Below are 19,604 nucleotides of genomic sequence, written 5' to 3'. Positions count from 1 at the left end.
CGTAGAGCCCACTACTGCAACTTACTGAGGCTTTACCTAGTTCCCGTCTTGGGGCCGGAAGGAGGCAGGATATTGGGCATGCCCAACGATTCTTCTTCCGGCCCTCCCATGGCCACGAGCCCACTGACCCGCGCGGTGCTCGAAATCGACGAGTATGCGTCCGGGCTCGGCTGGGACCAGCCGGCCAGGCTCTTCGCGCTCGTCGACACCGCGCAACTACGCACCCAGGAGCCGGGCCTCGCGGCCCAGCTCGGCCTCGACCGCGACGAGGCGGCCGCGCCGCTGACCCCGATCGAGCAGGACGAGATCCCGTCCGGCACCCCGCTGGACGAGTTCCTGGCGACGATCGCCTGGCCGGACGCGGTCTCGGGCTGCGCCCTGACGGTAGAGCGCCAGATGCTCCCGCCCTCGGCGGAGGCCTCGGTCCCGGCCGGCCTCTCCGGCAAGGCCCTCACCAAGTGGGTCGCGTCCCACCCGGACCGCCAGGAGGTCCGCATGACGGTCGGGGTCCTCCGCGACGGCACCCGCGAATCGGCGCTCCGCCTGCGCGAAAAGGACTCCCCGACGGAGGTCCTCACGGGCGCCTCCCTGGTCCCGGGTCTGGCAGAGGCGCTCTCGGCAACGTTCGAGGCGTAGCCGACATCGTCGTACGGCACCGCCGTACCCGGTCGCACGGCGCCGGGTACGGCGGTGTGCCGCAGGGTGGCCCGGCCGCGGCCGGTGGACGAGGGGGCGGCTGCTCTCCCCCGCCCCGTCAGCCCTTACCGCAGCCCACCAACCCCGCCGTGTCCCCCGACCTGATCTTCTCCAGCGACTTCGCCGCATCGTCGATCGTGTTCACCTTCACGAGCGTCAGCCCCTTCGGAATGTCCGACGCCGCCGCCGCGCAGTTCTCACTCGGCGTCAGGAAATACTCCGCCCCGGCGTTCCGCGCCCCCACGAGCTTCATCTCGATCCCCCCGATCGGGCCGACCTTCCCCTTGTCGTCGATCGTGCCCGTGCCTGCCACGAACTTCCCGCCCGTGAGGTCCCCCGGCGTCAGCTTGTCGACGATCCCGAGCGCGAACATCAGGCCCGCGCTCGGGCCCCCGACGTCCGCCAGGTTGATGTCGATGCCGAACGGGAAGGTGTGGTCAGTCCCGGCCTGGATGCCGACAATCGCCCGGTTGTCCTTGTCCGCCTTCACCGTGGTGATCGTGACCTTCTCGGTGCCCGAAGGCTCCTTGCCCGCCTTCTCCGCCGCGGCCGCATCCTTCGCGGGGACGATCGTGAAGACGACGCTTTGCCCGGGCTTGTGCTTCACGACCAGCTTCGCGACATCCGCGGGCTCCTTCACCGCCGTGCCGTCCACCGCCCGGATCACATCGCCCGCGTGCAGCCGGTTCTCGGCGGGCGTGTCCTTGACGACCGTGGAGACGACCACGCGCGTCTTCACCGGGACCCTCAGCTGCTGCAGCGCCGCGACCTTCGCGCTCTCCTGCGACTGGGTGAACTCTTCCGCGTTCTCCTGCGTCGACTGCTCTTCCGTCTTGCCGCCCGGGTAGAGCGTGTCGTGCGGCACCACCACGTTGTCGTGGGCCAGCCAGCCGTAGACCGCCTCGACGAGGTTCATCTTGTAGTCCGCGCCCGTGACCCTGACCGTCGTCATATTGAGGTGACCGGTCGTCGGGTAGGTCTTGCGGCCGGAGATCTGCAGGACCGGTTCGCCACCGGCCGCGCCGAGGGTGTTGACCGTCGGTCCGGGCGACATCTCCGAATACGGCACAGTGATGAACACCCCTGCGCAGAGCAGCGCGACAAAGATCAGTGTGGAGGCGAGCATCGTCGCGGTGCGGCGTGGCATGGAACGACAGTACGGGACGGGTCTGTCACGGGACCGTCGGGGCCGGTTCGTACGGGCGACTTGGCAGCTGCGTACGGTCCCCGGCCGGGGCACACTCGGATCGGCGCTGTCACACCCGGGTCATACGGCGTCGGTTCCGGAGCCCGCCTTCTCCATCGCGTCGCGGAACCGCGCATAGCCGGCAAGCTCGGCCACATCCCCGGTCGTCCGGTTCCGTGAGGCCCAACTTCCCCATATCGCGGCACCGACGGCAGCGAACAGCGGAATGAGCAGCCAAGCGAGTGCCGCCATCGCGACCTCCCTACACCATGAGCAACCGGAACTGAGTGATCAACAGATTAGTGTCTGCTGGTTCAACGCTCATGGCAGGGGTGCGGTTACGCAAACTGGGGCGCTTGGCAGCGTACGGGTTTCAGCCCCCGCCGACAGCCCTACGCGCCGACCCACTCTTCCGTGCCGTCGGAGAACTTCTGGTGCTTCCAGATCGGCACCTCGTGCTTGAGGTCGTCGATCAGCTTCCGGCACGCTTCGAAGGCCTCCCCGCGGTGCGGGCAGGACACGGCGACGACGACCGCCAGATCGCCGACCTCCAAGTCACCCACACGGTGGACGGCGGCAAGCGCCCGCACGGGGAACTCCGCCGTGATCTTCTCGGCGATACGGCGCATCTCGGCCTCGGCCGAGGGGTGGCAGGAGTACCCGAGCGTGTCGACATCCGCCCCGCCGTCGTGATTGCGCACGGTGCCGACGAAGAGGGCGGTGCCTCCCGTGGCGTCGTCGCCGACGGCCGTGAAGACCTCGTCGACGGAGAGCGGGGTCTCACGGATCGCGAGCAGCCGGATGGGGTCCTGCGCGGCCTGCTCGCCGGGGTGGTCGTACCTGCTTGCCATGCCCTCCATCGTGCCGTACGCCACTGACATCGCGGAACAGCGGATCCGACCGGCCGCCGGGGCAGCGCGTTGGAGCCTCCTACAGACGGCGCCGCGCCTTGCGCGCACGCCGGACCAGGGCGGCCGTACCGAGCAGCGCCACCGTCGCACCCGCGGCACCCGCGGCAGTCGCGTCCTTGCGGCCGAGACGGCGGCCGGCGACGGTGTGCCGCCCCTCCACCTCTTCCAGCAGCGCGGCCAGGACCTCCTCGTTGGTCCACTGCGGACGCCAGCCCGCGTCGTGGAGCCGGCTCACACTGACCACCCAGGGGTGCATCGTGTACGCGAGGTCCCCTGCCGGGGACGGGGTGAGGCCGATCCGGTGGAGCCTGGCCGCCGCGCCGAGGGCGACGGCCGATGGGAGCTCCATCCGCCGGATGCCACTGAGCTCCTCGACCTCCTCCTGCTCCAGCCAGCCGTCACAGCCGACCGCCAGCTCGCCCTCGACCTTCTCCAGGGCGGCGTACTCCAGCGCGCTCACCAGGTCCTCGACATGGCAGAACTGCCAGGTCGGACGGGATCCGGCGACCACCAGCAGTCGCGGCGACTCGAAGTAGCGGGTCAGCGCGGTGTCAGTACCGCCCACCAGGACGGCGGGTCTTACCACCGTGACGTTGAGCCCCGGGTGTGCGCGCGGCGCACGGCGGCCCAGGCGCTCGATCTCCAGAAGGTCACCGACGCCCGTCGCCTCGGCGGTGGCGCGCAGCTCCGCGTCCTCGGACAGCGGGATGTCGTTGTCGGGCAGCGCCCCGTAGACCATGGCGGAGGTGCACAGGACGACCCGGTGCACACCGGCGGCCGCCGCCGCGGTCAGCACGGTCTGGGTGCCGCGCACGTTGTACGCGCTACGCGCGGCGGAGTCGGTCTCCAGGTCGAGGTCGAGCGCGAGGTGCACCACCACGTCGGCGCCGCGCAGCTTCTCGGCGATGGCCGGGTCGCGTACGTCGAGAATGTGCCACTGCGCCTCGGAGACCTCACCCCGGCGCTCGTCGATCGCGATGACCTGCTTGATCTCCGCGGACGCGGCCAGCCGCCGGGTGAGCAGGTCACCGACGCCGGTGGCGGCGCCGGTGACCGCGACGACGGGACCACGGCCTGCCGACCCGCGGCCTGCGGTCTGGGTTGAGCGGTTTCGCGCTGCGCGAACCTGCGGATCTGGGGAACTCACCAGGCGTCTCCAGCGGTTGTCTTCAGTACGTGAGCGAATGACGCGTACGTACCAGGTGGCGTCCATCCTGCCGCAGGCCAGGAGTCGGCGGAGCACCGAGCCCATATGCGGCCCGGATGTCGAGGCCACTCCGGCAGACCCGCAGCCGCTTAGGCTGGTGGTGTTGTCGGGCATTCGCCGCCGGCAGGAAGCCGGCGGCCCTACGAGCCGAGGAACCCCGTGAGTGACACCCCATTCGGATTCGGCCTTCCGCCGGAGGAGCCGGAGAACGGCGACGAGGGCAAGAAGAAGGATCCCGCCGGCGGTGGCCAGGGCGCCGACGGGCCCTCCCCGGCGAATCCCTTCGGTTTCGGCTCCGGGCAGGGCGCGGACAATCCGTTCGCCGCGATGTTCGGCTCCCTGAACCCGAACGACCTGGGCGCGGCATTCCAGCAGCTCGGCCAGATGCTGAGCTTCGAGGGCGGCCCGGTGAACTGGGACATGGCCAAGCAGATCGCGCGCCAGACGGTCTCCCAGGGCACTCCGGACGGCGCGAAGGACGAGAGCGTGGGCCCGGCCGAGCGGACGGCGGTCGAGGAGGCCGTGCGCCTCGCCGACCTGTGGCTGGACGGCGCGACCTCACTGCCCTCCGGCGCGAACACCGCGGTGGCGTGGAGCCGTGCCGAGTGGGTCGAGGCGACCCTGCCCGCGTGGCAGCAGCTCGTCGATCCGGTCGCTGAGCGTGTCGGCCTGGCCATGGGCGATGTGCTGCCCGAGGAGATGCAGGCGATGGCGGGCCCGCTGATCGGCATGATGCGCTCCATGGGCGGCGCGATGTTCGGCCAGCAGATCGGACAGGCCGTGGGCGCGCTCGCGGGCGAGGTGGTCGGCTCGACCGACATCGGCCTGCCGCTCGGCCCGGCGGGCAAGGCCGCGCTGCTGCCGCTGAACATCGAGGCCTTCGGCAAGGACCTCGGAGTGCCGAAGGAGGAGGTGCGGCTGTATCTCGCCCTGCGCGAGGCCGCCCACCAGCGGCTCTTCGCACATGTGCCGTGGCTGCGCTCGCATCTGTTCGGCGCGGTGGAGAGTTACGCGCGCGGGATCAAGGTCGACACCAGCAAGCTGGAGGACGTGGTCGGCCAGCTCGACCCCACGCACCCCGAGCAGCTGCAGGAGGCCCTCCAGCAGGGCATGTTCCAGCCGGAGGACACCCCGGCGCAGAAGGCGGCGCTGGCCCGCCTGGAGACCGCCCTCGCGCTGGTCGAGGGCTGGGTGGACGCGGTTGTGCACGAGGCCGCTTCGACCCGGCTGACCTCGGCGGACCGGCTGCGCGAGACGCTGCGCAGGCGGCGTGCCTCGGGCGGCCCCGCCGAGCAGACCTTCGCGACGCTGATCGGCCTCCAGCTGCGGCCACGACGGCTGCGGGACGCAGCGCGGCTGTGGGCCTCTCTCACGGACGCGCGGGGCGTGGACGGGCGCGACGGCCTGTGGTCGCACCCGGACATGCTGCCGACGGCCACCGATCTGGACGACCCGGACGGCTTCGTCCACCGTGAGCAGCTCGACTTCTCCGAGCTGGACAAGATGCTCGGCGAGGCGGCAGGCGGCGGCACGCCGAAACTCGACAAGGGCGACAAGGGCGACGACGGCGACAGGGATGAAAAGGACGACACCGACAAGTGAGCCTGCACGACGACGCCGTTCTCGTACTGAAGAGCTACGACGAACAGGAGGAGCTGCGGCAGCTCTATCTGGACCATCTGGCAGCGCACCCGGACGGGATGTGGAAGTCCTGCGGGACCGGGCATCTCACGGCGAGCGCACTGGTCATCGACCCGGAGCGCGCTCGGGTGCTGCTGACGCTGCACAAGAAGCTCGGCATGTGGCTGCAGATGGGCGGCCACTGCGAGCCCGGTGATGCGACGCTCGCGCATGCCGCGCTGCGGGAGGCGACGGAGGAGTCCGGGGTCGCCGGGCTGACCCTGCTGCGCGGTGGTCCGGTGCGCCTTGACCGGCATGCGATTCCGGCGCCCTGCCACTGGCATCTCGATGTGCAGTACGCGGCGCTGGCTACGGCCGGGGCGGTCGCGGAAATCAGCGACGAGTCGCTCGATCTGCGCTGGTTCGCGTACGACGAGGTGGCGGGCGTGGCCGACGAGTCGGTCGTACGACTCCTCGATCACACCCGCTCGGCGCTGTAGCCACGGAATGAAGTAAGGGGCGGCCTCCTGGAGGCCGCCCCTTACTCGTGCACCGTGTTACGCGTACATCCTGCTAGCTCCAGGCGTTGTTCTGGTTCTGGGCGTGGGCACCGTGCTGGCCCACGCCGTACTGCGCGCGCAGGCCCTGCCCGATCTCCGCGCTCTGCGGCGGCATGACCTCACTCGGCTGCACCAGCGCGAAGCCCTGGCCGAGGAAGCTCAGCTCCCAGCCCTCGCCGGTGTTGCCCCGCCGCCGCCGTACGCCCGAAGAGTGCGTCTGCGCCTGCATCTGCACCCGCAGGGCGGAGGACCAGGCGACGATCGCGTCGGCGTCGGCATTGACGTACTTGTCGGGCGTCACCTGCATCATCAGCGGCTGGCCCGAGGTCATCAGCGCGACCTTGCCCCGGCCGGAGATATTGAGCTGATATTTGCCGGAACCGGAGATTCCGTACTGGCTGTCCACCGCGATGACCTCGGTGTGCAGCGTGGAGTCGAGCGCCAGCACATAGGCGCTGTCGACCGTCATGCCGTCCTGGTCGACATCCACTACGTGGATGTACTGCGCGAGGTTGGCGAAGTAGACGGTGCCCTGCCCCGAGCAGCGCATCAGGTCCAGGCCCTCGCCGGTGTTGGCACGGGCCCGCCGCTGGTTGTTCGTCTGGTACTCGCCGTCGAAGTCGACGAGGCCCTGGTACGCGACCATGGCGCCCTTGCGGGCGAGGATGTCGTCGTGGCCGGTCAGCGAGACCCGCAGGAGCTGCGGGTTCTGCACGACGTACCGGTCCTGCGACTGCTGTTCCGTGTAGCTGAAAAGCGGACTCTGCATGATGTGTTCTCGCTCCCCCTCAGTTCCGGATCCGCAAGCGGTCGGTACTGTCCTCGCTCGGCTGTACGACGACGATGCCCTGGCCCGAGAAGGCCATCTGGTAGGCCTCTCCGCTGCCCCGCCCGATCAGCGAGGACGCCTTGAAGCTGCGCTTGCCCTTCACCTTGAGGTTCGGGGACCAGGCGACAAGGGCGTCCGGGTCGACGTACGTCTCGTCCTCGCCGCGGCCGCAGTCGACGACGATCGGCGTGCCGCGCGAGGTCAGGGCCACCCAGCCGGTGCCCGAGATCTCGATGTTCCACAGGCCCTGGCCGGCGAACTTGGCCAGGCCCTTGACCCGCTCGACGCCCCACTGCAGGTGCGCGTCGAAGGCCAGCAGATTGGTGCCGTTGACCGAGAGCGAGTCGTTGTTGAGGTTGATGACGACGACGTCCGCGCCGTAGTCGGCGAGGTAGAGCAGTCCGTCGCCGGAGCACTTCATGATGGGCGCGCCCTCGCCGGTCACCCACTGGGAGGCGATCTGGCGGACGGCGGGCGGGTTCGGCTCGTACTGCACAAAGCCTTCGTAGGCGACCATCGAGCCGGTGCGTGCATACAGGTCCTGGCCGCCGGCCATAGCCACCTTGAGCATGGCGCGGCCGTGGTTCTCCATCCGGGCCGCGATCGGGGTCGGGGCGAAGCCCGCGAGTTGCTGGTTCATTTTTCGGGCTCCCTCAGACCTCGTACGGCTGGACGACGATGAAGTTCCCGGGGGCACCCCGGAACTGGAGATTGACGGTCTCTCCGCTGTGTCCCGGGTACGCGTTGCGACGCAGCCGGACCTGGCTGGAGAGGATCACCTGGGAGGCGGCCGACCAGGCGACGACGGCGTTGCAGTCGGCGAACGTCGTCGGCGTGACCGGCAGCACCACGGGAACACCATGGGTCTTGACGACGACCGTGCCGGTGCCGCTGAACATCATCGTGAACAGCGCGCCGCCGGGGATGCCGTGGCCCTCGATCCTGCGCACCTCGTGCTGCAGGGTCTCGTCGAACGCGAGCACGTTCTCGGCGGAGACACAGATGCCGTCGCCCTGCAGTTCGATGGTGTGCAGATGCGCGCCGTTCTCGGCGAGGAAGACCTGGCCGCGGCCGGAACAGCGCATCAACTGCATCTCCTGGCCGGTGGCGTTGCCGACGATGCGACCGGCGAAACCGGCGCCCTTGTAGCTGAAGTCGACCTTGCCCTGGTACATCACCATGCTGCCCTGGCGGGCCAGGACGGGCGTGCCTCCCATGGTCAGATCGACCCGCATGAGCTGCTGGTTCTGCGGGGTCCAGCGCTGACCGGTGGGGGTCTCGCGGTAGGGCTGGAGGGCGGCCTGAAGCCCGGCGCCTGCCTGCGGGACTCCCTGCGGCATGCCGGCGGGCTGCTGCTGTCCGTACGGGGCCGGTGCCTGCTGTCCGTACGGGGCAGGCGCGCCCGGCGGGACCTGGCCCGGCTGTCCGGCCAGCTGGCCCGGCACTTGACCCGGGACCTGGCCGTACTGCGGCTGCTGGGGCGGCTGTCCGTACGGCGAGGGGGCGGGCGGCGGCGGAACGGTGCCACCCGGCGGGGTCATCGGCGCCGCGATGGTGGGCGCGGCGTGCATCTGCGGGTTGTGCGCAGGAGCGGGCGCCGGGGCCGGTGCCGGGGCGGGCGGTGTGCCGAAGGAGGGCGCAGGCTGGGGGGCCTGGGGCATCTGCGGCGCGGCGGGCGCACCGAACGCCGGGGGCGCGGTCGCCTGCGCGGGCGGCGCGAACGACGGCGCGGCGCCCTGCGGCTGCTGTGCGGCCGGCTGCTCCTCGGCGACCTCGCCGCCGAAGTTCTTGAGCAGCGCGTCGAGTCCGCCGTCGAAGCCCTGCCCGACGGCGGCGAAGCGCCACACGTCCTTCAGGTAGAAGTCGCCGAGCATCACCGCGCGCTCGGTGGTGAACTCCGAACCCGTGAAGGCGTACCGCACGACCTCTTCGCCGCCCGCGACGATGCGGATGTACCCAGGCCCGACCTGTGACATCTGCCCGGCGCCGTCGATCGTCGCGGTGAACGAGAGCTTGTGGATGTTGGCCGGAATGCGGTCCAGAGTGACACGGAAGGACTCCGTGTCACCGGCCTGCGCGCCGAGCAGCTGGACGGACTCCTCCGGCGATTTCGGCTGGTTGAAGAAAATGAAGTACCGGTCGTCAGAAAGCTGCTCGTTGGCGTCGAGTCCGAAGCAGCTGATGTCGAAGGTCAAACCAGGAGCGGCGATCTGCACACCTACGTACAGATCTGTTCCCGGCGTGAGATCACTGATCTTGGCCTTGTGGCCGCGTTGGAATTCCCTGGCCATGCGTAACGACCGTCCCCCATCCCGAAATATGATTACGTCGCGACAGGCTAACGGCTGAGTCCGAGATTGAGCCAAGCCGGTACCCATTCGGTACAGGACCGTAGATCGTCACTCTCCGCGCGCGGCGGGGAGGTGGGGCAGCCGGTCGGCGGCGACGACGCCCTCGAGATAGCCTCGGGCCCGCTCCGTACGGGGATACGCCTCCAGCAGCTGCCAGAACCGCGGCCCGTGTCCCGGCACAAGAAGATGGGCCAGCTCATGGACGAGCACATAGTCCACGACGTACTCGGGCATGCCCTGCAGACGGTGCGACAGACGGATGCTGCCCTCCGCGGGGGTGCAGGAGCCCCAGCGGGTGTTCTGATTCGTCACCCATCGCACGGATGTCGGTCTTGCGCGCCCGTCGAAGTACTGGGCGGACAAGCTCTCGGCCCGCTCGGCCAGTTCGGCGTCGCCGAGGATGCGCTTGGACTCCTGCGCGGCGAGCTTGTCGAGCATGACGGTGACCCAGCGCCGCTCCTCCGCCTCCGACATCCTGGCGGGAATGAGGACGATGGTCCGGTCACCCTCCCGATAGGCGGAGACCGTTCTGCTGCGCCGGGCGCTCCTGCGGACCTCGACCGCACTCGTCCCCGATCCGCGGGACGGGCGGCTGATCGCACTGCGCTGTTGACTCCCGGAGCTGCGCGGTGGGGTCTCCCCAGCGAGGCGAGGGGAAGGGTCGACGGACACGCCCCGACGTTACCCGCTGTCAGTGGGGGAAGTCCCGCCTCCGGGACGGTTCGAGCATGATCCACTCCATGGCGTGCACCATTTGAACGACTAATACCAGGTGCCTGTGGACAACTTTTCACAGCTGTCGGCGCGAGCGTGCATTCTGACAGCAGATCAGACCACAGATCGGCGTGGAGATCCGACAAGACCTTCACAACACTTCGACGAGATCGGGGAACGGGGAAGTGGAAATGCATCCGATGGTGAAGCCTGCCCTGAGGCGGGCATGGCGGGAGCGGCAGACCGTGCAGTTCGGGGTGACGCCCGCGCATGCGGTGGCGGTCGGCCCGGTGGACACGGCGACGGGCTCACTCCTCGAGCTCCTGGACGGCACACGGGGGTTGCCGCTGTTGCGCGAGGAGGCGCGGGTGAGGGGTCTGCCCGAGGGACAAGTGGACGCTCTGGTCAAGCGGTTGGCGAGAGCCGGACTGCTCGACGATCCGACGGCCGGCGGACCTACGGCCGATGCGTTACGGAAACGGACAGGCGCGCTCGACCGGCTGCGCCCCGATCTGGCATCGCTGTCCGTGGTCCACCCGGAACCGGGCGCCGGAATACAGCGCCTGGCGGCCAGGCGCGCGATGCGCGTCCAGGTCCGGGGCGCGGGCCGGGTGGGTGCGACGGTCGCCGCGGCGCTGTCCGCCTCCGGAGTGGGCCGGGTCGAGGTGCTTGACGGAGGATGCGCGCAGCCGTGGGACGTGGCCCCCGGCGGCCTGCCGACGGAGGCGGTCGGCGAACGGCGGGACGCGGCGGCACGGCAGCTGGTGCGGCGGTCCGCGCCAGACCGCCCACCGCGCGCGGCCGAGTCGACGACGGCACCGGCCGGGGGCGAGCCCGGCCTCTCGCTGATCGTGGTGGCTCCACGGGACGGGCTCGCGGCCTATATGCCCGATCCGGCCGCGGCCGAGGACAGGATCACCACCGGCACCCCGCATCTGTACGCGGGGGTTGTCGAAGCCACCGGCGTGGTGGGCCCGCTGGTGCTGCCCGGCGGCACGGCCTGCGCCGGCTGCCTGGAGCTGCTCCGGGCCGAGCGCGACCCGGGCAGGGCGAGGCTGCTCGCGCAGTGGCGCTCGGGCGGCCGTCGCAGCGCGGCTCCGGCCTGCGATCTCGCCCTCGCCACTGCGGTGGCGGGGATGACGGCGGCTCATGCGCTGTCGTTTCTCGACGGGGAGCTGCCCGCGAGCACGGGAGCGCGATGGGAGACATCCCTGCCTCTGCTGGACTGGCGATCGGAGACGATCACACCGCACCTCGACTGCCTCTGCAGGGCAGCCGGGAAAAGTGAGAGGGGGCACACCTCAGGGTTCGGGCCGTCGCACGAGACAATGGCTGGGTAACCGCCGTCAGTGAGGTACTGCCATCAGGCGAACGCGGCACGGCTGTCTGGGATTTGGAGGGGCGCATGTCTGATCTTCCCCGGAAGGCGGTCACCCGGACCGCCAAGTTGGCCGCGCTGCCACTGGGCTTCGCCGGCCGTGCCACGTGGGGTCTGGGCAAACGGATCGGCGGGAAGTCCGCGGAGATCGTGGCGAGGGAGCTGCAACAGCGCACGGCGGAACAGCTCTTCAAGGTCCTCGGTGAGCTCAAAGGCGGTGCGATGAAGTTCGGGCAGGCCATGTCCGTCTTCGAGTCGGCGCTCCCCGAGGAGATCGCGGGCCCCTATCGCGCGGCTCTCACCAAGCTGCAGGACGCGGCGCCCCCGATGCCGACGCGCACGGTCCACTCGGTCCTGACGGAGCGGCTGGGCACGGAGTGGCGGGAGCTGTTCCTCTCCTTCGAGGACAAGCCCTCTGCCGCCGCGTCCATCGGTCAGGTGCACCGGGCGGTGTGGCACGACGGGCGCGAGGTCGCGGTGAAGGTGCAGTACCCGGGGGCGGGGGATGCGCTGCTGTCGGATCTGACGCAGCTCAGCCGGTTCGCCCGGCTGCTCGGTCCGCTGATCCCGGGGATGGACATCAAGCCGCTGATCGCCGAGCTCCGTGACCGGGTGTCGGAAGAGCTGGACTACGAGCTGGAGGCGCAGGCACAGCGGGAGCACGCGGCCGAGTTCGCGGACGACCCGGATGTCGTGGTGCCGGATGTGGTGCATCAGTGTGACCAGGTGCTGGTGACCGAGTGGATCGACGGGATCCCGCTGGCCGAGGTGATCGCCGACGGCACGGACGAGCAGCGGGACCGGGCGGGGCAGTTGCTGGCCCGCTTCCTGTTCTCGGGTCCGGCACGCACGGGGCTGCTGCACGCCGATCCGCACCCGGGGAACTTCCGGCTGCTCCCGGCGGAGGACGGCGGGGGCTGGCGGCTCGGGGTACTGGACTTCGGCACCGTTGACCGGCTGCCCGGTGGGCTGCCGCAGACCATCGGCGACTGTCTGCGAATGACGATTGATGGCGAGGCCGAAGCGGTCTACGAGCTGCTGCGCGAGGCGGGCTTTGTCAAGGAAACCATCAAACTCGACCCGGACTCCGTGCTCGAGTATCTGCTGCCGATCATCGAGCCCGCGGAGGCCGAGGAGTTCACCTTCACCCGGAGCTGGATGCGCCACCAGGCCACCCGGATCGCCGATATCCGCTCCCCCGCCCATCAGCTGGGCAAGCAGCTCAATCTGCCGCCCTCGTATCTGCTCATACACCGGGTGACGCTGAGCACGATCGGGGTGCTGTGCCAGCTGAACGCCACGGTGCGGCTGCGCGACGAGCTGGACTCGTGGCTTCCCGGATTTCTGGCGGACGACCAGGAGGACGGCGAGGCGGTCGAGGCGCGGGCCTGATCCGGTCAGCGGTACCCGGTCGGCACGCGGCCGTCACCACCAGGCGGAGTCGAGCCCGCCCTCGATCGCTCTGATGTTGGCGCGTGCGCAGTCGTCGCAGTAGTAGTGGCGAGTGCCGTTCTCCACGGAGCAGGTCCAGGTGGGCGGCGGTCCCTCAGCGACGGCGCCGCAGTGGGAACACACAATGCTCTCGGCACCCGGCTGCGCAGGGTGAGGAGTCTGCTGCTGGTCCACCTCGTGACGATAACCCCGAAAGGGACCGGCCGCAGGGACAACGCACCGGGACAACGCACCGCGGGGGCCGGTCCGTTCGGACCGGCCCCCGCGGGTCAGCTACTGCTACTGCTTCTGCTGTCAGTTCATGTGTGCGGTCAGTGCATGACGGCCATGGCCAGTGCGCGGCGGGCGCGCATCGAGACACGTTCGGCACGGCGCTGCATCTTCCGGGCGGCGATCAGGCGCAGGGCCTGGCGTTCCGCGTCGGCTTCGCGCAGGCGATCGTGCATATGCGCACGTGCCATGGCTTCTGGGATGAGTTGCATCTCACGGGTCCTGTTCTGACGCGAGGCGTTCGCGCCGGTGGTGGTGACGTCTGGGGTGGCGGAGCCGGACGGCTCGCTCGTGGAAGAGGTCATTGGGGCCTGCTTCTGGGGATCGTGCGTGACGGGTCGGTCGATGGTTCCGATGGCGTTCATGCCGCGACCGGGTTCTTGCGCGGGCGACCACGCGGCCGCTTGCGGGCGACGACCACGCCCTGGACGAAGAGCTCGCCGCCCCAGACGCCCCACGGCTCACGCCGCTCCTTGGCGCCCGCGAGGCAGGCCTCCATCAGCGGGCAGGTGCGGCAGAGCGACTTGGCGTACTCGACATCGGCCGGGGACTCGGCGAAGAAGACCTCCGGGTCGTAGGCACGGCAGGGGACGGGTACGCCGAGGTTCTCGATGGCGTCGTCGAGCGCGGTGAGCGCAGTGAGCGGAGTCAAGGTGGAGTCCTCCGTGAGGGCGGGCGGGGGGATCGTCTCGGAAGGCGGTACGGACGGGGCGTGCGCTTCGAGTTGCACGGTGGTCTTTCCTCGTCTGGTCGGTCCGGCCTGTTGGCCGGGTGTCGGCTGGTACCGGGTGCTGCTTGTCCCGAGGCCCCTTCGCTCTGGTCTCCCCGTTCGGGGAAAACAGAAGGGCCGCGGATCCCGGGTGGGGTTCCGCGGCCCTGAAGGCGCCGGCCTGATCTGGATCAGGCTGGATCACTCCAGGGTTCGAGCCCACGGAAGGCCCACATCGTGTGGTGCTGCGTCTGCTGCTTCTTGGTGCCGGCACTGGCCGCCGCAAAGGCATAGGCCCTAGCCTTTGCCGCTGCTACTGCTGCTTCCAGTGCCTTGGTCGGTCGCTCATTGCGCTCCAGGACGGGGAGTCCGCCCAGACCGGAGACCGGACGCACGGCGGAGATGCCGGACACACCGGTGCCGTTGAACGCCGCGGAGAAGCCGAGCGTGCAGGCGGAGACGACCGAGCGATCGGTCATTTTGTCGGTGCTGGTGAAGCGGGTCTTGATGCTGATCACTGGAATCGCCTCCTCTCGGCGTCTCGGGGACCGGCCGGGGCCGATCACGCGTATTCGGATAAGTACAGCACGAGGACAGGGCTTCAGAGAAGTCGCTGTTCCCGTGGTTAAGAACCTATGGGGCTTGCTGGGGCGGGCGCAAACTATTTTCTCGACGAGTTTGTATCAGTCCTCCTCGTCCGCTCCACCAAGCTCCTGACCTGCACAGATGGCGAGCACATCGGCGCCGAAACGCTCCAGCTTGCGGCCGCCGACGCCGGAGATCCCGGCCAACTCCCCCTCGTCCCCCGGCACGGCCTCGGCGATCGCCATCAAGGTCTTGTCGGTGAACACGCAGTAAGCGGGCTGACCCAGCTCCTTCGCCTGGTCCGAGCGCCACTCGCGAAGCCGCTCGTACAGCGCCTCGTCCATGTCGGAGGGGCAGTCCTCACACCGCATCAGTTTCATCTCACCCGCGTCGGTGAGCGTCTTGCCGCATACCCGGCACAGCACGGGGCCGCGCCGCTTGCGGCGGCCGCCGCTGCCGCGCTCGATGCCGCCCGCGCCGCCCGCTCCGCGTGCACCGGGGGCCACGGAGCCCGGTCGCACCCCGTTCAGGAAGCGGGTGGGGCGGCGGGAGGCGCGGCCGCCCGGTGAACGGGACAGCGCCCAGGACAGGGACAGATGGAGCCTGGCCCGGGTGACGCCGACATAGAGCAGCCGACGCTCCTCCTCGACCTGATCCTCGGTCTTGGCGTACGTGATCGGCATCATGCCCTCGGTGAGCCCGACCAGGAACACGGCGTCCCACTCCAGGCCCTTGGCCGAGTGGAGCGAGGCGAGCGTGACGCCCTGGACGGTGGGGGCATGCTGAGCGGCGGCACGCTCGTCCAGTTCGGTCACCAGATCGGCGAGGGTCGCGTCCGGCTTGGCCCGGGCGTAGTCCTCGGCGAGGCGGACCAGCGCGGCCAGCGACTCCCAGCGATCGCGCACCGCCCCGGAACCGGCGGGCGGCTCGGTGGTCCAGCCCTTCGTCGACAGCACGGCCCGGACCTGGGCGGGGAGGTCCTCCGCGTCGTCGAGCAGCGAATCGTTGCCCCCGGCCCTGGCCGCGCCGCGTAGGGCGACGCCGGCCTCCCGTACCTCCTGGCGCTCGAAGAAACGCTCGGCGCCGCGCAACTGGTACGGGACTCCGGCGTCGGCGAGCGCCTGCTCATAGACCTCCGACTGGGCATTGACCCGGTACAGCACGGCGATCTCGCCGGCCGGGACGCCTGCGGCGATCAGGTCGCGGATGCGGCGGGCCGTGCCCTCGGCCTCGGCCGGCTCGTCCCCGTACTCCGTGTAGGCGGGCTCCGGGCCGGCCTCCCGCTGCGAGATCAGTTCGAGGCGATGCTCGGCGGCCCGGCCCTGGGCCTGGCTCAGCAGGCCGTTGGCGAGATGGACGACCTGCGGTGTGGAGCGGTAGTCGCGAACCAGCTTGACGACGGTCGCGTCGGGGTGTCGGGTGCGGAAGTTCAGCAGATGGTCGGGGGTCGCTCCGGTGAAGGAGTAGATCGTCTGGCTGGCGTCGCCGACCACGCAGAGGCTGTCCCGGTCGCCCAGCCACAGCTCAAGGAGCCGCTGCTGAAGGGGGCTCACGTCCTGGTACTCGTCCACCACGAAGTGCTGGTACTGGCGGCGGATCTGGTCGGCGATGTCGTGCCGGTCCTGGAGGATCCCGACCGTCAGCAGCAGAACGTCCTCGAAGTCGATGCCCGAGCGGTCGCGTTTGAGCTGTTCGTACATCCCGTAGATCTGGCTGATTTCGGCCGGGTCGCGCGGGGCGTCCCGGTGCGACTTGGCGACCGCCGCCGGGTAGTCGGCCGGCACGGTCTGGGTGACCTTGGCCCACTCGATCTCGCTCGTGACGTCCCGCAGCTCATTGCGGTCGAGCCGGATGCGGCAGCGGGCGGCGGACTCGGCGACCAGCTGGATCTTGCGGTCGAGCAGCCGGGGCAGCTCACCGCCGACCGCTTTCGGCCAGAAGTACTGGAGCTGGCGAAGGGCGGCCGAGTGGAAGGTCCTGGCCTGGACCCCGCCGGCGCCGAGCTGGCGGAGTCGGCCGCGCATCTCGCCCGCGGCGCGGTTGGTGAAGGTGACGGCCAGCACGCTGGCGGGCTGGATGATGCCCGCACGCACGCCGTACGCGATGCGGTGGGTGATCGCCCGCGTCTTGCCCGTGCCGGCGCCTGCCAGCACGCACACCGGACCGTGCAGGGCGGTCGCCACTTCGCGCTGCTCGGGGTCGAGCCCGTCGAGCACCGCGTCCGCCGACTCGGGGACCTGCGGGAAAAGGGAGGAGTGCGTTGCTGCTGTCACACCGCCATGCTGCCAGGTCCCGGGAGGTGGCTGGGGCAGTTGTCCACAGGGGGGCGGGGGCAGTCGTACTAATGCGGGAATGGTGGCCAGGTCACGTACGTTCATCTACTCGGTGCGCACACGCGAACACGTATCGAGCACACCCGATGACACAGCGAGACGAGACCGAGGAGCGAAGAGACGATGCAGGGCACTGTGACGATGTACAGCACCACGTGGTGCGGCTACTGCCGTCGGCTGAAGAGCCAGATGGACCGGGAGGGCATCACGTACGTCGAGATCAACATCGAACAGGACCCCGACTCCGCGGCATTCGTCGAGAAGGCCAACGGGGGCAACCAGACCGTTCCCACCGTGCTCTTCGCGGACGGTTCGACGCTGACCAACCCCTCGTTGGCCCAGGTCAAGCAGAAGATCGGCGTCTGAGCGACGGCTCAGCGATCGCCGAGCACCCGTTAAGCGACATCCCCGGGCCTCGGCAGCGGCTTGCCGTACCAGAGCTCGATGAGGCGGGCCGCAATCGAGATCCCGAAGGGAGGCAGCACCTCCCCGGACTCGAATGCGGCCCGCAGCTCGTCCCGGGAGAACCAGCGCGCCTCGTGGATCTCCTCGCCGTCGACATTGATCTCGGAGGAGCCCGCGGGATCGGTCCGCGCCAGGAAGCCGAGCATCAGGCTCGACGGGAAGGGCCAGGGCTGGCTCGCGACGTACTCGACCTCGCCGACGCTGACTCCCGCTTCCTCGAAGACCTCCCGGCGCACCGACTGCTCGATCGACTCACCCGGCTCGACGAAGCCCGCGAGCGTGGAGAAGCGCCCTTCCGGCCAGTGCAGCTGGCGGCCCAGCAGTGCGCGGTCCTCCCCGTCGGTGACGAGCATGATCACGGCCGGGTCGGTACGGGGGTAGTGCTCGGCGCCGCACGCCGGGCAGCGGCGGATGTGACCCGCGGCCGCGATGACGGTGCGCTCGCCGCAGCGTGAGCAGAAGCGGTGCAGCCGCTGCCAGTTCTCCAGCGCGACCGCGTGCACCAGCAGGGCCGCGTCGCGCGGGGCGAGCAGCAGTCCGGCCTCGCGCAGCCCCGCGGGACGCGCGGACTGGTCGATACGGCCGGGGAGGGCGTCCTTCTGGAGCGCGAAGTACCGCACACCGTCCTCGTCGGTGCCCAGGAAGTAGCGATGGGTCTCGGTGACGGGAGCCTCGAAGGCGGGCGTCATGACGAGCTCGGTGCGGCCGTCGGGGGTGTCGTCGACCAGCGCCTGACCCCCGGAGACCACGAAGACCCGGGTCGTCGGGTGGCTCCACGCCGCCGCCAGCCAGGCCTCGTCGAGGCGGTGGTGTGCCTCGCGGTCGATGCCGCTCGGCGCGGTGAGACCGATCGGGCGGTCTGGGACGGCGTAGCTGTTGGTGCTCACGGTACTTCCAACTCCCCCGGGTGGATTGGGTGTCAGTTCGGCGACGTTCGGCTCAGGGCGGCGGCGAGGTCGCCCCACAGGTGTGCGGTCGTCTCCACGCCCTTGAGGAGAAGGTCGATCTCGACCTTCTCGTTGGGCGCGTGCCAGCCGTCGGACGGTACGGAGATGCCCAGGAAGAGCACGGGCGCCTCAAGGACATCCTGAAGGTCCGCGGCGGGGCCCGAGCCGCCCTCGCGGGTGAAGCGGATCTTCTGCCCGTCGAAGGCCCGGCTCATGGCCCGTACGACCGACTGCAGGGCGGGGTGGTCGAGCGGCGTCAGACAGGGGCGGGTCGAGGGGCCGAAGGTCAGCTCGTGGCGGATGCCGACGGGAATCCTGGCCGCGACCCAGGTGCGGACGGCCTCTTCGACGCGGCCCGGATCCTGGCCTGCGACCAGCCTGAAGGAGAGCTTCAGCATGGCCGACGACGGAATGATCGTCTTACCGCCGGGGCCCTGATAGCCGCCGCCGATGCCGTTCAGCTCGGCGGTCGGGCGGGCCCAGACGCGCTCCAGCGTGGAGTACCCGGCCTCGCCGAGCGTGCCGTGCGAATTGGCGGTGCTCAGCCAGGACGCCTCGTCGAAGGGGAGCTCCGCGAACAACTCGCGCTCGGCGTCGGTCAGCGGCGTGATGCCCTCGTAGAAGCCGGGGATGGTGACCTGCTCGTCGGCGTCGTGCAGCGCGGCGACGAGACGGGCGGCGACGGTGGCCGGGTTGGGGACCGCGCCGCCGAAGGAGCCGGAGTGGATGTCCTGGTCGGGGCCGTACAGCTCGATCTCGCAGTCGGTGAAGCCGCGCATGCCGGTGCAGACTGTGGGGGTCGTCTCGGACCACATGCCGGTGTCCGAGACGATCACGGCGTCGGCGGCGAGACGGGACGCGTTCGCCTCGACGAGGGCGCGGAAGTTCGGCGAGCCCGACTCCTCCTCGCCCTCGATCAGCAGCTTGAGGTTGACCGCGGGCGCGGTGCGGCCGGTGGCGGCGAGGTGGGCCCGTACACCCAGGGTGTGGAAGAAGACCTGCCCCTTGTCGTCCGCGGCACCGCGGGCGTAGATCCTGCCGTCGACGGTCTGCGGCTCGAACGGGTCGGTGTGCCAGCCGTCCTCACGGGCGGCGGGCTGGACGTCGTGATGGCCGTAGACCAGAACGGTGGGTGCGTCCGGGTCGCCGGACTGCCACTCGGCGAAGACCGCGGGTGCACCGGGCGTGGGCCAGACCTCGATGACCGGGAAGCCCGTCTCCTTGAGCGTGGCCGCGAGCCAGTCGGCGCTGCGCCGTACGTCCGCCGCGCGGTCGGGCTGTGCCGATACGGACGGAATGCGCAGCCAGTCGGCGAGGTCGTCGAGGAAGGCGGCGCGGTGCTGCCCTATGTACGTACGGACGACGCTGTCCGGGGTGTCGCTCATGCACGT

At 69.9% G+C, this 19,604-nt stretch carries 21 protein-coding genes; 6 read left to right on the top strand and 15 right to left on the bottom strand.

The features are described from left to right. The first annotated feature begins 78 nt into the window (after positions 1–78). Positions 79–636, top strand: coding sequence for a PPA1309 family protein (locus tag ACQEVG_RS25685; protein WP_432987939.1), 558 nt, complete (start codon positions 79–81; stop codon positions 634–636). A 118-nt stretch (positions 637–754) separates the two neighbouring features. Here the strand turns inward: ACQEVG_RS25685 and ACQEVG_RS25680 are convergent, their stop codons facing one another. The 4 genes from ACQEVG_RS25680 to ACQEVG_RS25665 all read right to left on the bottom strand — a co-directional run bounded on the left by ACQEVG_RS25680 (position 755) and on the right by ACQEVG_RS25665 (position 3,940). Then, on the bottom strand, positions 755–1,843 hold the full coding sequence (locus tag ACQEVG_RS25680; RefSeq protein WP_432987936.1) for a YlbL family protein: 1,089 nt from the start codon (positions 1,841–1,843) through the stop codon (positions 755–757). A 120-nt stretch (positions 1,844–1,963) separates the two neighbouring features. Then, positions 1,964–2,134: a hypothetical protein gene (locus ACQEVG_RS25675; RefSeq protein ID WP_360873484.1), complete on the bottom strand. Its 171-nt coding sequence runs from the start codon at positions 2,132–2,134 to the stop codon at positions 1,964–1,966. A gap of 140 nt (positions 2,135–2,274) precedes the next feature. Next, a complete protein-coding gene (locus tag ACQEVG_RS25670) occupies positions 2,275–2,733 on the bottom strand; it encodes a molybdenum cofactor biosynthesis protein MoaE (protein WP_432987933.1) in 459 nt (152 codons plus the stop codon). A 79-nt stretch (positions 2,734–2,812) separates the two neighbouring features. Beyond that, positions 2,813–3,940 carry an SDR family oxidoreductase gene (locus ACQEVG_RS25665; protein ID WP_432987930.1) on the bottom strand — a complete coding sequence of 376 codons (1,128 nt, stop codon included), beginning with the start codon at positions 3,938–3,940 and terminating at the stop codon, positions 2,813–2,815. 219 nt (positions 3,941–4,159) lie between these two features. On the opposite strand from ACQEVG_RS25665, the gene ACQEVG_RS25660 reads away from it, so the two are divergent. Together ACQEVG_RS25660 and ACQEVG_RS25655 are read left to right on the top strand one after the other, a co-directional pair. Then, complete coding sequence (locus ACQEVG_RS25660) at positions 4,160–5,602, top strand: zinc-dependent metalloprotease (RefSeq protein ID WP_432987927.1); 1,443 nt, start codon at positions 4,160–4,162, stop codon at positions 5,600–5,602. Further along, positions 5,599–6,120 (top strand): NUDIX hydrolase, encoded by a 522-nt coding sequence (locus ACQEVG_RS25655; RefSeq protein WP_432987924.1) that lies wholly within the window; start codon positions 5,599–5,601, stop codon positions 6,118–6,120. The genes ACQEVG_RS25660 and ACQEVG_RS25655 overlap by 4 nt, the downstream gene beginning before the upstream one ends. Before the next feature lie 73 nt (positions 6,121–6,193). On the opposite strand, the gene ACQEVG_RS25650 is transcribed toward ACQEVG_RS25655, so the two are convergent. The 4 genes from ACQEVG_RS25650 to ACQEVG_RS25635 all read right to left on the bottom strand — a co-directional run bounded on the left by ACQEVG_RS25650 (position 6,194) and on the right by ACQEVG_RS25635 (position 10,032). Continuing rightward, complete coding sequence (locus ACQEVG_RS25650) at positions 6,194–6,949, bottom strand: AIM24 family protein (protein WP_432987922.1); 756 nt, start codon at positions 6,947–6,949, stop codon at positions 6,194–6,196. 19 nt (positions 6,950–6,968) lie between these two features. Continuing rightward, on the bottom strand, positions 6,969–7,649 hold the full coding sequence (locus tag ACQEVG_RS25645; RefSeq protein WP_404724206.1) for an AIM24 family protein: 681 nt from the start codon (positions 7,647–7,649) through the stop codon (positions 6,969–6,971). Between the two features lie 13 nt (positions 7,650–7,662). Beyond that, entirely contained in the window at positions 7,663–9,300 is a 1,638-nt protein-coding gene (locus ACQEVG_RS25640; RefSeq protein ID WP_432987919.1) for a TerD family protein, read from the bottom strand. A gap of 108 nt (positions 9,301–9,408) precedes the next feature. After that, entirely contained in the window at positions 9,409–10,032 is a 624-nt protein-coding gene (locus tag ACQEVG_RS25635) for a M48 metallopeptidase family protein (protein ID WP_432987916.1), read from the bottom strand. 233 nt (positions 10,033–10,265) lie between these two features. Here ACQEVG_RS25635 and ACQEVG_RS25630 point away from each other — a divergent pair, with 233 nt between their 5' ends. Then, complete coding sequence (locus ACQEVG_RS25630) at positions 10,266–11,414, top strand: ThiF family adenylyltransferase (RefSeq protein WP_432987913.1); 1,149 nt, start codon at positions 10,266–10,268, stop codon at positions 11,412–11,414. 65 nt (positions 11,415–11,479) lie between these two features. Beyond that, complete coding sequence (locus ACQEVG_RS25625; RefSeq protein ID WP_432987911.1) at positions 11,480–12,844, top strand: ABC1 kinase family protein; 1,365 nt, start codon at positions 11,480–11,482, stop codon at positions 12,842–12,844. 33 nt (positions 12,845–12,877) lie between these two features. On the opposite strand, the gene ACQEVG_RS25620 is transcribed toward ACQEVG_RS25625, so the two are convergent. The 5 genes from ACQEVG_RS25620 to ACQEVG_RS25600 form a co-directional block, all read right to left on the bottom strand. Then, positions 12,878–13,078: a hypothetical protein gene (locus ACQEVG_RS25620; protein WP_432987908.1), complete on the bottom strand. Its 201-nt coding sequence runs from the start codon at positions 13,076–13,078 to the stop codon at positions 12,878–12,880. A gap of 137 nt (positions 13,079–13,215) precedes the next feature. Further along, positions 13,216–13,539, bottom strand: coding sequence for a hypothetical protein (locus tag ACQEVG_RS25615; RefSeq protein WP_432987905.1), 324 nt, complete (start codon positions 13,537–13,539; stop codon positions 13,216–13,218). Next, positions 13,536–13,904 carry a WhiB family transcriptional regulator gene (locus ACQEVG_RS25610; RefSeq protein WP_360873518.1) on the bottom strand — a complete coding sequence of 123 codons (369 nt, stop codon included), beginning with the start codon at positions 13,902–13,904 and terminating at the stop codon, positions 13,536–13,538. Before ACQEVG_RS25610 ends, ACQEVG_RS25615 begins: the two co-directional genes overlap by 4 nt. Positions 13,905–14,074: 170 nt before the next feature. After that, positions 14,075–14,401, bottom strand: coding sequence for a hypothetical protein (locus tag ACQEVG_RS25605; RefSeq protein ID WP_432987901.1), 327 nt, complete (start codon positions 14,399–14,401; stop codon positions 14,075–14,077). A 165-nt stretch (positions 14,402–14,566) separates the two neighbouring features. Further along, positions 14,567–16,846: an ATP-dependent DNA helicase UvrD2 gene (locus tag ACQEVG_RS25600; protein ID WP_432987898.1), complete on the bottom strand. Its 2,280-nt coding sequence runs from the start codon at positions 16,844–16,846 to the stop codon at positions 14,567–14,569. A gap of 78 nt (positions 16,847–16,924) precedes the next feature. Here ACQEVG_RS25600 and ACQEVG_RS25595 point away from each other — a divergent pair, with 78 nt between their 5' ends. Continuing rightward, positions 16,925–17,167, top strand: a complete 243-nt coding sequence (locus ACQEVG_RS25595; RefSeq protein WP_404724215.1) for a mycoredoxin — start codon at positions 16,925–16,927, stop codon at positions 17,165–17,167. 29 nt (positions 17,168–17,196) lie between these two features. Here the strand turns inward: ACQEVG_RS25595 and nudC are convergent, their stop codons facing one another. Both nudC and ACQEVG_RS25585 read right to left on the bottom strand, forming a co-directional pair. Next, a complete protein-coding gene (gene nudC / locus ACQEVG_RS25590; protein ID WP_432987895.1) occupies positions 17,197–18,153 on the bottom strand; it encodes an NAD(+) diphosphatase in 957 nt (318 codons plus the stop codon). Between the two features lie 32 nt (positions 18,154–18,185). Continuing rightward, entirely contained in the window at positions 18,186–19,598 is a 1,413-nt protein-coding gene (locus ACQEVG_RS25585) for a dipeptidase (RefSeq protein WP_432987892.1), read from the bottom strand. Positions 19,599–19,604 lie beyond the last annotated feature (6 nt).

The sequence above is a fragment of the Streptomyces sp. CA-135486 genome (genome assembly GCF_050936555.1).
GTDB lineage: Bacteria > Actinomycetota > Actinomycetes > Streptomycetales > Streptomycetaceae > Streptomyces.
This window is presented reverse-complemented; position numbering and strand designations above follow the sequence as displayed.

Excerpts from the sequence above, each read along its gene's own strand:
- ACQEVG_RS25685 (WP_432987939.1), top strand. The coding sequence starts at position 79 with ATGCCCAACGATTCTTCTTCCGGCCCTCCCATGGCCACGAGCCCACTG.
- ACQEVG_RS25680 (WP_432987936.1), bottom strand. The coding sequence starts at position 1,843 with ATGCCACGCCGCACCGCGACGATGCTCGCCTCCACACTGATCTTTGTC.
- ACQEVG_RS25675 (WP_360873484.1), bottom strand. The coding sequence starts at position 2,134 with ATGGCGGCACTCGCTTGGCTGCTCATTCCGCTGTTCGCTGCCGTCGGT.
- ACQEVG_RS25670 (WP_432987933.1), bottom strand. The coding sequence starts at position 2,733 with ATGGCAAGCAGGTACGACCACCCCGGCGAGCAGGCCGCGCAGGACCCC.
- ACQEVG_RS25650 (WP_432987922.1), bottom strand. The coding sequence starts at position 6,949 with ATGCAGAGTCCGCTTTTCAGCTACACGGAACAGCAGTCGCAGGACCGG.
- ACQEVG_RS25645 (WP_404724206.1), bottom strand. The coding sequence starts at position 7,649 with ATGAACCAGCAACTCGCGGGCTTCGCCCCGACCCCGATCGCGGCCCGG.
- ACQEVG_RS25640 (WP_432987919.1), bottom strand. The coding sequence starts at position 9,300 with ATGGCCAGGGAATTCCAACGCGGCCACAAGGCCAAGATCAGTGATCTC.
- ACQEVG_RS25630 (WP_432987913.1), top strand. The coding sequence starts at position 10,266 with ATGCATCCGATGGTGAAGCCTGCCCTGAGGCGGGCATGGCGGGAGCGG.
- ACQEVG_RS25625 (WP_432987911.1), top strand. The coding sequence starts at position 11,480 with ATGTCTGATCTTCCCCGGAAGGCGGTCACCCGGACCGCCAAGTTGGCC.
- ACQEVG_RS25615 (WP_432987905.1), bottom strand. The coding sequence starts at position 13,539 with ATGAACGCCATCGGAACCATCGACCGACCCGTCACGCACGATCCCCAG.
- ACQEVG_RS25600 (WP_432987898.1), bottom strand. The coding sequence starts at position 16,846 with ATGAACGTACGTGACCTGGCCACCATTCCCGCATTAGTACGACTGCCC.
- ACQEVG_RS25595 (WP_404724215.1), top strand. The coding sequence starts at position 16,925 with ATGCAGGGCACTGTGACGATGTACAGCACCACGTGGTGCGGCTACTGC.
- ACQEVG_RS25585 (WP_432987892.1), bottom strand. The coding sequence starts at position 19,598 with ATGAGCGACACCCCGGACAGCGTCGTCCGTACGTACATAGGGCAGCAC.